Here is a 13,602-nt window from a genome sequence, read left to right on the forward strand (position 1 = left end):
GAACGAATTATGTCACGTGACGGCTCGGTGGCTCCTAAAGAGCGAATTAATATCCGTTATGTTCCAGCAACTGGCGATACGCAAGAAGACGTAGAGCTGCCGCTAAGCATGATGGTAGTTGGCGACTTTACTGCGCGTGCAGATGAGACACCAATTGAAGAACGTACTCCAATTAACATCGACAAAGACAACTTTAACGAAGTGCTAGAGGGCATGTCTCCAAACGTTAAAGTCAACGTTGAAAACCGTCTTTCTGATGAAGAAGGCGGCCAGATTGGTGTTGATCTGACGTTCCAAAACATGAAGGACTTCTCTCCTGAAGCGATCGCGAAAAGTGTACCTGAACTAAACAGCCTACTTGAGCTTCGCGAAGCCTTGGTTGCACTTAAAGGTCCTCTAGGAAATGTTCCTGCGTTCCGTAAGAAGATCGCATCGGTTCTTCAAGATGAAGAAGCGAGAAAGAAACTGTTGGATGAACTAAGCATTGGCAACGACCAAGACGCGAAAGAAGAGTAAGGGATATCATGTCTGCAGAAGCACAAGCGCCAGAACAAGAAGCAGCCTTAGTTGAATCAGGCTCACTTCTGGATAGCATTCTTAACGAAACACGTTTAAAGCCAAGTGATGAAGGTTTTGACGTTGCAAAACGCGGCGTCGAAGCATTCATCAGTGAGCTACTAAGCAGTTCGAACACAGAGAAAGTCGACCAATCTCTGGTTGATCTGATGATCTCTGAAATCGACCAAAAATTGTCTAAGCAAGTTGATGCAATTCTTCACAACGAAGAAGTTCAAGCGATTGAATCAACGTGGCGTGGCCTTAAGTACCTGGTTGATCACACTGACTTCCGCGAGAACATTCAAATCGAACTGATCTCTGCGAAGAAAGACGAAGTTCTTGATGACTTCGAAGACGCTCCAGAGGTGGTGAAGTCTGGCCTGTACAAGCAGATCTACACACGTGAATACGGCCAGTTCGGTGGTAAACCTGTTGGCGCCGTCATTTGTGATTACGCTATGTCAGCTTCGTCGCCTGACATCAAATTGATGGAATACATGGCTAACGTAGGTGCAATGTCTCACGCACCATTCATCACGTCGGCATCGGCTAAATTCTTTGGTCTAGACAGCTACGAAGAGCTGCCAAACCTAAAAGATCTGAAGTCTGTATTCGAAGGTCCACAGTACGCGAAATGGCGTGGTCTGCGTGAGCACGAAGATGCGCGCTACCTAGGTCTATGTACGTCTCGCTTTATGCTACGTACGCCTTACTCTGTTGAAGATAACCCAATCAAGGCGTTTGACTACGATGAGCAAGTCACAGACAGCCATGATAACTACCTATGGGGCAACTCAGCGTACGCGATGGCGTCTAAGATCAGTGAATCATTTGCTAAGTACCGTTGGTGTCCGAACATTATTGGTCCTCAAAGCGGTGGTACTGTACAAGATCTACCGGTTTACAACTTTGAAGCTATGGGTCAAATCGAGACTAAGATCCCAACCGAGATCCTGGTTTCTGACCGTCGTGAGTACGAGCTAGCGGAAGAAGGCTTCATTGCGCTAACCATGCGTAAAGGTTCTGACAATGCGGCGTTCTTCTCTGCAAACTCTGTTCAAAAACCAAAAGTGTTTGCGAACACGCCTGAAGGCAAACAAGCCGAGATGAACTACAAGCTAGGTACGCAGCTTCCTTACATGTTCATTATCAACCGTTTAGCGCACTACATAAAAGTGCTACAGCGTGAGCAAATTGGTTCTTGGAAAGAGCGTTCTGACCTAGAAATCGAATTGAACAAGTGGATTCGTCAATACGTTTCTGACCAAGAGAACCCGCCAGCGGAAGTTCGTGGTCGCCGCCCACTTCGCGCTGCGAAGGTAGAGGTATCAGACGTAGAAGGCGATCCAGGTTGGTACAAAGTATCGATGTCTGTACGTCCTCACTTCAAGTACATGGGCGCAAGCTTCGACTTGTCTCTAGTTGGTAAGCTAGACCAATAACCCATTACTGAAACCATCAAGCAGCCAGTGAAGACTGGCTGCTTTTTTCGTAGGACCGCATATGGAAAAAGGTTACCGTCTTTTAGAGCGGATCGAGCTAGGAGAACCAAAAAACTGCTACGAGAAAGTGGTGTCTCATAAGCATTTGATTGAATCCATTCACTCGCATCTCGCTGACTTGTTGAATACGCACTCCGGCAACGCAATGATCGACAATGAGTATGGTCTGCCAGATTTTAACGACGTACTTTCTAACAACACAAACCTCGTTCGCCATATTCAAAAAAACATCACGTCAACCATAGAACGCTTTGAGCCCCGACTGCTTAATGTCGAGGTTCATTACCGTGAAGACCACCATAATCCATTACAACTCGGCTTTGGTATTCGCGGCGAAGTTTCCCATAACGGCGGTAAAGTCCCAATGTCGATCGATGTCTACATGGGAACCGACGGCCAATTTAACGTTTAGTAGGTGCCACTTGAGTAACAGTAAATACTTTCAAGATGAACTCACGTATTTACGCGAGTCGGGTAGTGAGTTTGCCAAATATCATCCGAAGTTAACTCACTTTCTCTCTGAAGGAACTTTTGATCCAGATGTCGAACGATTGCTGGAAGGTTTTGCTTTTTTGACCGGACGCATCCGCGAAAAGATTGACGATGAACTGCCTGAGCTTACGCAATCTCTGATGACTTTGCTGTGGCCACATTACATGCGTTCGATTCCGTCTTTGTGTATTAGCGAACTAAAACCGCATACCGGAAGTGTTACTGAGAAAACCGTGGTGAAACGTGGTGCGGAAATGGCCAGCGAACAGGTAGAAGGCACGCAGTGTTTGTTCCGTACTTGTTATGACGTCAATCTATACCCAATTACGATTACTAACATTGAACAAACTAACAGCCGCACCAGCTCGATGATTGATGTGACGTTATCGACGGAGCATGGCCTTGAGCTGTCTCGTATCGGTTTAGATACGTTGCGTTTGCACCTGCATGGTGAGATTCATATTACTCGCACTGTCTTCTTATGGCTGTTCCGTTATCTAGATTACGTCGAGTTGGATGTTGGTGGCGGCTACAAACATCGTTTAGGGCCAGAATACGTTAAGCCAGTGGGGCATGAAGAAGACGAAGCGCTGTTGCCTTACAGCAAAAATTCCTTTGCAGGCTACCGTTTGCTGCAAGAATTCTTCTCTTTGCCAGATAAGTTCATGTTCTTCGACATTAAAGGCTTAGAGTGGCTAAAAGGCATTCCGCAACGCAGCACGGTCAAAATCAAATTCCACTTTAAGCGTGCTTTGCCTTCAGAAGTGGTACTTAAAGATAAACACTTAAGGTTGCACTGCACACCTGCGGTTAACTTGTTTGAAAAAGACGGCGATCCAATCCGTTTAGAGCATCGACGAAACGAGTACAAGGTGCGTCCACAAAGTAACACTCAGGAGCATTACGAGGTTTATTCCATTGAGCAAGTGGAGAGTTGGAGTAAAGACGAGCGTCGCCGAAAACCACTGATTGAATTTGAATCGTTTGAGCACCAAATCAACCAGCGTGATAAGCGAGAGTTCTACAAATCCAAAGTGGGCGAGCGAGTAAGCGGAAGAGGGTTAGAGCGCTATATCTCATTCCATACTCACAATGGCGACATTGCGGATTTAGGGACTGAAACAGTATTGATGAAGCTGCAATGCAGTAACGCGGACTTAGCGGAGCGCCTGTCAGTAGGAGACATCACTTACGCGACGCACAAATCGCCAACGTATGCGACGTTTAAAAACATTACTAAGCCAACACAGTCAGTAAGTCCTCAGGTTAATGGTGAACTTCAATGGCAGTTGATTGCCAACATGTCGCTCAACTACTTGTCTTTGGCCAATATCGATGTGTTGAAAGTGTTGCTCTCGACTTACGACTTCCACTCTCGAATCGATAGACAAGCCCACCGCGCGTCGATTCATCGACTTGATGGCATTATTTCTTCAGAGATGAAACCAATCGATCGCGTATTTCGTGGTGTATCTGTGCGTGGTAACCAATTCAAGCTCGTGACGGACTCTAAGTTCTTCGTAAATGAAGGCGATATGTTCCTTATGGCCACGGTATTGAATGAATTTATCCGTTTGTATTCGAGTGTGAACTCCTTTACCGAACTAGAGGTGTTCGATGAAGCGACGGGCGAGGTTTACAACTGGGCAAGCCTAATCGGGCAGCAGACAATACTATGATTAATACACTTTCTGATAAGTCGAATGAGTTTAGTTTCTACCAAGCGGTGTTGCTGTTAGAGAAACACTACCAGCTGGAGCCAAACTCAAACTTTGTTGCCGTGGGCGAGAACAAATACTTCCATCAAGAGCGAATTGAGTTCAGCGTGTCGCCAAACCTGTGCTTTCCAAAGAGTGATATGGACTTTATTACTCATATGGAAAGAAACGGACAGCAATATTCACGTATTGAGACGAACTTTCTTGGCTTGCATGGTTCAAGCTCGCCCCTACCTGCGTCTTACACTGAGAAACTCGTCGGTCGTGATCCCGATGATAACCCAGTGAAGGATTTCTTCGACTTTTTCCACAACCGCTATACAAGCTTACTGTATCGTGTTTGGAAGAAATACCGATATCACGTGCAGTACAAAAGCGGGGCAAGCGATGCGTTTTCTGGGCGCATACTGCATTTGGCTGGTCTCTCTAGCGTTATGCAAGATTGCGAAGTCGCGGAGTTAGATCGAGCGAAAGTTCTGTCTTACGTGAACCAGTTATCTACGCGTACACGTTCACCTAAGCTTATTTCCGGTATTGTTTCACACTACTTTTCACTGCCGAATGTGCGAATCGAAGAATGGGTTTATCGGCGGGTCGAGATTGCAGAAAGCCAACGCAACAAACTCAACCGCTCCAATTGTGTATTGGGGCAAAGCTTACACTTGGGACAAAGCATTGCGGATTTGAACGGCAAGTTTAACTTGTGTATCGACAACATTGATTTTGAAACGTTTAAGCAGTTTTCCTACGATGGTGAGTTACATAAGACGCTGGTGGGCTTGATGCGCTTTATTCTGCGTGACCCAATGTCGTGGGACCTAAAGTTGACAGTTAACCTAGACAGTATTCCAGAAAACAAACTGGGTAATGGAGAAGGGAACCAACTAGGTCAAACGTTCTGGCTTGGCAACCCAGGTGATAAAGACGCCAAAATTCGACTTATCGGAAGCATATAAGAAAGCCGCTCAACGAGCGGCCCTTTATGTTTTCCTCAAAGAGGTCAGAAAAGCTTAACGACTGATCGGCTGATGCAGTACAACGGTAGTATCAAGCCTTTGAATGCCGTTAAATGATTCAATTTCATTACAAAGATGATGAATAGACTGCAGGTCGGGCGCTTCAATTAGAGCAATAATATCAAAGTTGCCACCAACAACGCTCGTTAAGCGAACCTCAGGGATTTCTTTAAGTGCATTCGTTACATCATTCTTCTTACCCTTTTCACAAGAGATCAGTAGATAACTAGCGGCTTTTCGCCCTTCATTTTCTACACGAATCTGTGCGGTATAGCCTTTGATAATACCGGTCTTTTCTAAACGATTAATTCTTTCTGCTACTGCTGTTCGAGACAAACCAATGTTTCGGGATAGATTCGCAATCGACTCTCGCCCATTCGACAATAGACTTGAAAGTATTTTTCGATCTAATTTATCTAAACCTTGTAAAGTCATGTTTGAAATCATGTGTTCTGCCTATTTTGTTTTTATATTGTTATTAAATCGACTCAGGGAGCGTAAAGTTATACAGCTCAGCAAGAGTGAATGGGTTTTTCTGTGTCAACGGAGTGATGCGTAAGCTCAAGTCCCTCCCTGACACTTTTATGTCACTGACAAAGCTGCCGTTATGAGTGTTTGTCAAGGTCGAGTCACCTAGCAATCTGTATATCGCCCATTGACCACTCTTATTTAAAACGTGCTGTCTGCCTTCATCGGTTACATCCTGGAGTGTGATACTAATATTGAAGTCACCATTTTGCGGTGGCCATGCCATTTCACGAATGCGGCTTGGACCGTGGTAGTAACTTATATTGGTATCTGCAATTTTTAAGCTCGCTCTAATCGCACTAGAATCAAGATCGAGTACTCTTGCACTAAACGGAATATGAACGCGGTTAGTGCTTTTATTAATTAATGTGTCTCGAATAACGTTATAGTTACGCAGTTGCACTAACAGAGCCGGAGAGATTGGCATCGTCTCGCCATCCACCTGTTTTGGCGTCCACAAATTGGTATCGTAGAACGGTGCAAAATTTTTCTGAATAAATGTGTCTAACAAGCCACCTGAAGCAAACAGTAATTCAAAATCTTCAATTGAGATTTCCTCGGTCGCTGTTAGATCAAATGGGTATCGTCCTAGCCCTATCTCTTTAAACTTGGTGTAAATCTCGCTGTACCATTGGGTTTGAATGCCTTTAGCGGACTCTTTAATCATGACTGACCAGCTTTGTTGAACCACATCTAACAACCAGCTACGAACGGGTTCCGGTGATTTTTGGGCAATCTGTTTAAGTTTTATTAATGGGTCAGCTTCACTGCTGTTCATTCGATGCTGAGCTGCCGCTAGCGCCGCCATTTGCGGGTCAGGTGCATCAGCAATGTCTTTCATATACGTGCGAACACGGCTTAGCGCTGTTACGGTCTCATCCCAAGGAGTAGGGGAGTTTGGTGTTTCACTGACCTGAAGTTGGTTTAATAAGTGAAAAGCTTGTTCAACACGTTTCATCAACAAGTAATCAGGCTTAACTACTTCCTCTACTGCGTCTGATGCGGAGTCTGCCGCTGCCACGAGTTTCGGGTCTAGCTTTGAAATCAGAGCATTTTTTTCACCAACGGGTGAAAATTGTGTGTTGGCATAGACCTGCTTCAGTACGGTTGTCATTGGTGAAGAAGGGCCCGAGATTAAGTCTATCGCGTTCGTTAGATCGCCGACATTGTCATAGTTCTGGACTTTTAGTTCACTCAGCGCATTGCGCCAATTACTGATGTAGTCGTCAGTATATTTTTTACGTACTTCCTCTTTGAAGGCTTCTTGTTCTTCACTAGTAGGAATAACGTGTTGTGACAGACCTAAAACCCAGTTGTCACTGATGACTTGTTGTGACATTAGGTCCACGCGTGGTCGATAAAAAGTGCTAAAACCAGTGGAGGTATAGATCTTATCTACGATAAAGCGTTCGCTATCGATTGGTGTGTTGAACACATTGCTAAACTCAAAACCCACAGCTCGTTGCAGATCTAGGGTTCCTAAATCAATCGAATTTGCTTCGTTTAAAATGCCTGCATAAACGAGATCAACATTCGAATTTGCTAGCAATGAGCGACGTGTTGCGCGAACAAGATCCATATTGATATCAATTGGATCAAACTGTGTGCGAAAGTAAGCGTCCAAATAGCGCATCGCCTGATTGACGACGTCATTTTGGTTGCTCAAGTCGTTCATCATTTGGAGAGTTTGATGACGCAAAAAACGGATATCACGCTTTGTTGGATCGTTTAGCATTAGATACCCCTTCAATAGAGGTAAAGCGCGTGTAAAAGTGTTTTGATTTTGTGTCAGTTGTAGACGGTAACCTTTCTCAATGAGAGGTATCAACTGTTGAGCAACGTCCTTAAGTAATGCTTCGTATGCGATGCGAGTGCTTTGATCCAAACGGCTAATGTTGAGTGGTAATATCTCTTCATCCAAAGCCTTAGAACCTTTAAGCCACGCCCCATAAGAAGGCTCTATTGCTTTCGTCGCCTTCGCTAAAAGCTCATTGAATCTTGCATCTTGCTCCACTTGCGATTTGTCATCGATACTCAAGAGTTGATTCATCACATGTAAGTTACTGTCTAATGTCGTGAAAAAGAAGTAACTGCCCCCAGTAAGCAGGATAATAGAGCCGAGTATTGCCAAACGGCTTTGTCTCTGAATTAGACGAAGATACGTCTTGTTTTCGCCCGCAAAGTCGCTTTCCGGCAATATTTGTGAATCAATCAGAAAGCGAGAGAAATAAGGCGTTTCTGTTAACTGTGTATGCTCTGACGCGATAATAGGTAAGTTGAAGTAATTACTACAACTTTTTGCAAGTAAATTGTACTTGCGACCGCCTTGCAGACTCGAACTAAAGAAAATCTCACGGATGTCTAGTGAATAGACACCGTTGTTAACATCACATAGACGCTCAAGCACATAGCTGACTTCAGACTGACATAGCTCAAACTGCTTAGGGAAAGCGAGTATTGCTTGTTTCTCATCAATGTCCGTTGAATTAGCGGATGCATCTAGCGCATTACTTTCAAGCACTCTCACTAGATTTCGATAGCTATCGCGGTAGTACTCTGCAAATACACCTTTGGCTTCTTTTAGTGGGATAGAGAGGAACTCAACACGTGTCTTGAGAGAGCTAAAGTGCATGTATTCTTTAAAGCCATCTAACTTGTCTAGCTTTGACATAATCAAATAGATTGGCAATGCTGAAGACGTTTTAGAGTTGATGGTACTCAAGCGCGCCAATAACGACGAAATGGTGTACTCTTTTTGCTCTGGCTCAGAGACGATCATGAACTCGAAATCGGTGAAGAATAGACACCCAGAAAATGGCTTTCGAGGTCGATGATGAATAACTTCTTCAATGAACGTATTCCATAAAGAAGCATCACTGCTTGATACTTCCTGGAACACTAAGCGTTGGTCTGGTTTGATGTACACAGCGCTGTCAGATTCGTACCATTCAAAAAAGTCATTCTTAGCGGTTCTAGTGCGATCCATCGGTTTAATTGCACTAGAATTAAATAAAAATTGACGTCGCCCTGACCCTTTATTACCAAGCATCAGGTAAATTGGTTTCTTGCCTGAGTTAGCAAGAAGAGGCTGGATAACCATAGAAAGTGCTTCTTCCTCGGTTTCCAAATGTTGAGCTTTAGCGTTGTTCTTTTTCTTCAACCATAATGTGAATTGAAAAGTGACGTAAACAATGGCGATAGCACCAAGGGTCAGCCAAAGATAAAGTTGATCGATTTCGTCAAGAAAAAGCAGATAAATAGTGGTGATAATTGCAACCACTAAAAACATCAATATAGTAGAAATCACCACTGGATTTCTAAACAGTTTTTGTTTGAACATAAGCCTAAAACTTCTTTAATTGTATTGTTATTTATTGTCAGTTTTTTCAGCTTGTAGCTGACTCAATTTATATAGGTAGATGTTCAGTAAAAGGGTTGCGCGGTCAATTTCCTTTTGCTGTGAATACTTTTCAGCGTATTCAATACGACCTAAAAGCGGGAATAACGAGTTACTGTATTCGTACGCCTTTTCAGAGTTCTTATCTACATTCTGTCTAGCTACGTTGGCAAACACCGTTCTTGCGTCTGAGAATCGCTTATAAACATCCATAAACTGGTCTTCTAAATGGGCGCTCTGTGTCAAAAAGTTTTGACGTAGCTGCTGTGCAGAAGACGAATCCGGATAGATTGCGATTAATTCATTGGTCAAGCTATCGAGCTCGCTGACGTTACTTACTTTTGCCGAGTCTAAAAACCAGTTATTCATCATAATATCGACACGATTAATGGCCTGCGTTTTCAATGACTGAGCATATTTTTTATTTTCGTAATCTAACGAGGCGACCAAATTTACAAGTTCATTAAGTGAAGCTTGATTAATTTTTTGCTCCAATGTTCGATAACGTTGTTGCTCGTACATGAAATGTGAACATATCGCAGTAACAATCAAACCAATAACGAAGTAGATCATAAATCGACCAGACTTTGCCGGTGATGCTTTCTCTTGGCTATTTAGGTTGGGTGATGACACCGGTGCGGGAGAGGGAGACACATTCACTTTAATTTCAGGTGCCTTCTGCGTTGCTGCAGGAGCGCTAGTGTTGGCTTGTTTTTTCTCGCGTAACTCAGCCGCAATTTGTTGTTCTTTTATCTGCTCAATCCATTGATTCAAAATACGGCGAATGCGACCTAATGACGGCGCTTCAATACCGTAATGAAGACGAAGCTCTTCCTCAATCCTCAAGCATAATTGATGTGCTGCCTCTATCAATGGAAGCTCTTCTGGTAACGCCCGATGCTTATTAATTCGTTTTTCAGTATGCTCTACCATCCATTCAATAGCGCTCATTCGTGCCTTTGACTTTGAATGCTCTGGATACGCGTTGAACCAATATACGACACACACATCAAGTATTGAGTTTAACCCTTCAACAAGGCCTCTTAAGCCGTCGTTATAGGTTGACGCAACGGTAAAGTAACAGCAACAACGTAGGTCTTTCGCTTGGGTACTCAAGATCTTTTTTGAGAGTGTTTGAACCGTTTTCCACGAGACTCTCCCTGTGACTTTATTCAGGTTGTTTATTTGACGTTTAATTTCGTCAAAATCCTCAGAACCATTAGGATTAGAGCCGCTTGGGTTATTTTCATCGATTGGTCTTCGAGCGAAGTCGGTAAAAAACATAAGGAAAGTTCCAACTGATCATATAGAAGTATTAAGTTATATAGGATTTCACTACTGTTATATTAAATTATAAGCAGTGCACATCTGCCGCAATTCTATAGACAAAATAAGCGGATTAGATAATAAAAATTCATTAAAAGAAATTAAATTACTTTTAGTGTGATCTTTGTTCATAATATTAATATCAATAGTTAAGTCTATTTATAAGAAGAAACTTATATATGAAGATGAGAACGTTGATTAAAAAGTAACTAAATTGTTATCGGAGATTACGTTTTGTTCAATTAGCAATCAAATTCTGTTACTTCTATTTAAATAGAAAGATTTACTGTCTCGTCACTTAATCTGTAGTCGGTTCTTTAGTTTTTGTTTGTAGGTAAAACAACCAACCTGATAGTTGAAATGTATTAAATTATAGGTGTTTTTTTAGGCTTATTGAAAAAGAGAATATAATTGATATCTTTCGCCTCTAAGTAGAATATCGGTTTTCCTAGAGGGACGAAATGCTAAAACCAAGTCAAATTGGGCTGATTTCAGCCATGTGTCTATTTTCTTCTGTTGCAATGGCAAAAGGGGAGCGATATGGACTCTCTACCAGTATGTTGACTATCGATAGCATTAAATACGATGAAGGTAAAAGTGGTGAGCAGGATACGCTTAGGTTCGGCTTGGTTCATACTCGTCCTATTGATGAAAACAATAACCGTTGGCGTTGGTGGTTAGGGCTAAACTATCTAGCAGAAGATATTGAAGCGCCAGCAAACGGCTTATATCAAGAAGCGACGAACTATGAACTTCGTGTTGTTCCTCAATATGCGTTGACTTCTTGGAGTGTTTTCACGCCATACGTTGGTGCGGGCTTGTCTGTCGGTTACTCGCAATATTCTAATCGCTGGCAAGTAGACCAAGAGGGCTATCGTTATGAGAGTGTTGAAGACATCGACCAGTTTGAGTTAGGTGCGGTTGTGACCCTTGGTACTGCTATAAAGTTAGGCAGTAATCCTGACGCCCATATACAAATTATCCCGCAGGCCTCTTATATCCTTCCGGTTGTAAATGATGGAATTGGTGGGCTTGAACTATCAGTTTCTTTGCTCTTTTGAGGTTCGTAAATGTACTCAAATCAGCTAGTTTTATTTATCTCAAAGTGTCCAGAGGAATACACCGGTGCAAAGCATATTGAAATGCCTGAAAGTGGTGGTTCGATAGGTCGTTCCCCAAGCTGTAGCGTGTCTTTAGCCGATCACAACCGCTTTATCTCGGGCACTCATTGTTTGCTCAGCGTGTATGGAGATACCTACTATATAAGTGACGTATCAACTAACGGCACAATGGTAAATGGGAATAAAATACTAAAAAATCAACCCGTTGCGATAGTTGATGGCGACATCATTTCTTTAGGGCAATATGAGATTGGTGTTTCTCTTGAGCACGTTACCTCAACACTAGACATCGCCGCTGATATTGCTCCTGAGCGAGTATCTAGCGATCCTCTGGTTAGTCTAGCAGATGCGGTTGTCGAAGAGGAAGAAAAAGTCGGTGCCTTAGAAGATTTGTTTATGGAGACTAAACAGGATGACATTGATTGTCATGATCCTGTTGCTCACCTTAACTTTTCGATGCAGCGAGATGACGATTACTTAATTCGTGATAATGAGCGTACAGAATCTGAACAACCTAGAACCGTGGAAAGCACGCGTCAGGTGGTCGATGACAGTTTCAGTATATATTCCGAATTTGATCAACCAAGCCTAATCCCTGAAGACTGGATGGCTGTGGAAACCAAGAGTAACGCATCAGTCAATGATGCATTAGCGCCAGAAAGCGGTAAGGTACATAGAGCCGATATTGCCTCAGCTGAGGTGATGCAACCTGGCACAGTAGCCCCAGATAGCACGATTCAAAGACAACATCGTACGCCTAATGTTACTGAGATGGTCGTAGAGCAGGCTAACACAGGGTCAAAATGGGAAGAGATGACCCAATCTTTTACGCCTTCTCCTAACACTAATCAGCAACTTCAAATACCTACGGCAGAGCACGCGATAAACAGTACGACGAAAGCACAAGTCGATACTGATGCGGCCGTTTGCTCTCAAGATATAGCGCAAGCGTTTTTTGATGGTTTGGGTATTCGAAACTCAGAGTTGATGACAAACGAGGCGCAGTTATTCAAGCAAATGGGCACTTGCTTGCGTTTATGTATTGATAACCTACAGAAAGAGTTGCACGAAGTGGAATCGTTAAAAGATGAGCAGAGTGCGAGTGAGGCTAACTCGAACATTGCAGAGCTAATGCTCACTTTGAATAGTCAGCAATTACTGGCTCCAAATGAACTGGTTGAACAAATGCTCGATGAGCTGAACGACCACCAAGTTATGTTTAACAAAGCACTGAATGAGCTCATTTTAGAACAGTCAGAAACGAACGATCCCGTAGCATTTGCTAACAGGGTCACTAGCCAGTCTTTGTTCTCAACTAAGTCAAAGCTGTGGACCGAATACCTAGATTTCTACACTAATAATCGTCGCCTGCTTAATGAAACATCCTTAAAAGGGCTGATTAAGAAAAACTATAACAAAGTGATTAAGGGAAACCATGCGTAGTATCGCCGTATTACTCGGATTTGCCATGTTGTCCGGTTGTTCCATGTGGGATCAATTTAAAGAGTCCACGGGTATCACACCAGAAACTTCGTCGATTGAATTGGTTATTGAGGCATCACCTGTACTCAATGTGAGAAATGGGGGCCAGTCATCTCCAGTTATTCTCCGTCTTCACGAATTAAGTTCGCCAGTATTGTTCCGAAGCTTAGATTTCTTTGCCTTGTTTGAGAGCGATAAAGCGTCGTTGGGTGATGAGTACATCAAACGTTACGAATATCAAATACAGCCAGGTGGAAAAGTTCATGAAATGCTAACGCTAGACCCTGACACTCGTGCCGTCGGTTTTTCAGTGGCTTTTCGTGATATTGATGGTTCGTCATGGCGAAAAGTGGAAGTTATTGAAGAGAAGAGCGAGTACTACATCAAGCTCAAGTTAGAGGGCAGTGAGTTAATTTCTGATAACACTCGCGGCATTGAACAGGTTTACTTTTAAGGGATAGA

At 43.1% G+C, this 13,602-nt stretch carries 11 protein-coding genes; 8 read left to right on the forward strand and 3 right to left on the reverse strand.

Features of this window, described 5'->3' with window-relative positions; genetic code table 11:
* The first annotated feature begins 9 nt into the window (after positions 1–9).
* From tssB to tssG, 5 genes are all read left to right on the forward strand, one after another.
* Positions 10–516, forward strand: a complete 507-nt coding sequence (gene tssB / locus KI742_RS01940; protein WP_005373381.1) for a type VI secretion system contractile sheath small subunit — start codon at positions 10–12, stop codon at positions 514–516.
* An 8-nt stretch (positions 517–524) separates the two neighbouring features.
* The gene (tssC, locus tag KI742_RS01945; protein ID WP_005373378.1) at positions 525–2,000 is read left to right on the forward strand and encodes a type VI secretion system contractile sheath large subunit; all 1,476 of its coding nucleotides are present in this window, start codon (positions 525–527) and stop codon (positions 1,998–2,000) included.
* A gap of 61 nt (positions 2,001–2,061) precedes the next feature.
* Positions 2,062–2,472: a type VI secretion system baseplate subunit TssE gene (gene tssE / locus KI742_RS01950; protein WP_005373376.1), complete on the forward strand. Its 411-nt coding sequence runs from the start codon at positions 2,062–2,064 to the stop codon at positions 2,470–2,472.
* 10 nt (positions 2,473–2,482) lie between these two features.
* Positions 2,483–4,231 (forward strand): type VI secretion system baseplate subunit TssF, encoded by a 1,749-nt coding sequence (gene tssF / locus KI742_RS01955; RefSeq protein ID WP_054576092.1) that lies wholly within the window; start codon positions 2,483–2,485, stop codon positions 4,229–4,231.
* On the forward strand, positions 4,228–5,226 hold the full coding sequence (gene tssG / locus KI742_RS01960) for a type VI secretion system baseplate subunit TssG (protein WP_005373373.1): 999 nt from the start codon (positions 4,228–4,230) through the stop codon (positions 5,224–5,226). Before tssF ends, tssG begins: the two co-directional genes overlap by 4 nt.
* 54 nt (positions 5,227–5,280) lie before the next feature.
* Here tssG and KI742_RS01965 read toward each other — a convergent pair whose 3' ends face one another.
* From KI742_RS01965 to KI742_RS01975, 3 genes are read right to left on the reverse strand one after another with little or no spacing between them, the layout of a single operon-like run.
* Positions 5,281–5,733 carry an Lrp/AsnC family transcriptional regulator gene (locus KI742_RS01965; protein ID WP_005373369.1) on the reverse strand — a complete coding sequence of 151 codons (453 nt, stop codon included), beginning with the start codon at positions 5,731–5,733 and terminating at the stop codon, positions 5,281–5,283.
* 31 nt (positions 5,734–5,764) lie between these two features.
* On the reverse strand, positions 5,765–9,154 hold the full coding sequence (tssM, locus tag KI742_RS01970; RefSeq protein ID WP_285384922.1) for a type VI secretion system membrane subunit TssM: 3,390 nt from the start codon (positions 9,152–9,154) through the stop codon (positions 5,765–5,767).
* Positions 9,155–9,181: 27 nt separating this feature from the next.
* Positions 9,182–10,495 carry a type VI secretion system ImpA family N-terminal domain-containing protein gene (locus KI742_RS01975; protein ID WP_005386112.1) on the reverse strand — a complete coding sequence of 438 codons (1,314 nt, stop codon included), beginning with the start codon at positions 10,493–10,495 and terminating at the stop codon, positions 9,182–9,184.
* Positions 10,496–10,998: 503 nt separating this feature from the next.
* Here KI742_RS01975 and KI742_RS01980 point away from each other — a divergent pair.
* The 3 genes from KI742_RS01980 to tssJ are packed head-to-tail and all read left to right on the forward strand — an operon-like array spanning position 10,999 to position 13,594.
* The gene (locus tag KI742_RS01980) at positions 10,999–11,598 is read left to right on the forward strand and encodes a hypothetical protein (protein WP_017633753.1); all 600 of its coding nucleotides are present in this window, start codon (positions 10,999–11,001) and stop codon (positions 11,596–11,598) included.
* Positions 11,599–11,607: 9 nt separating this feature from the next.
* On the forward strand, positions 11,608–13,101 hold the full coding sequence (locus KI742_RS01985) for a type VI secretion system-associated FHA domain protein (RefSeq protein ID WP_285384921.1): 1,494 nt from the start codon (positions 11,608–11,610) through the stop codon (positions 13,099–13,101).
* Complete coding sequence (gene tssJ, locus KI742_RS01990) at positions 13,094–13,594, forward strand: type VI secretion system lipoprotein TssJ (protein ID WP_005386118.1); 501 nt, start codon at positions 13,094–13,096, stop codon at positions 13,592–13,594. The genes KI742_RS01985 and tssJ overlap by 8 nt, the downstream gene beginning before the upstream one ends.
* Positions 13,595–13,602: the final 8 nt, after the last annotated feature.

The organism is Vibrio sp. D417a (genome assembly GCF_030248595.1).
Classification (GTDB): Bacteria; Pseudomonadota; Gammaproteobacteria; order Enterobacterales; family Vibrionaceae; genus Vibrio; species Vibrio alginolyticus.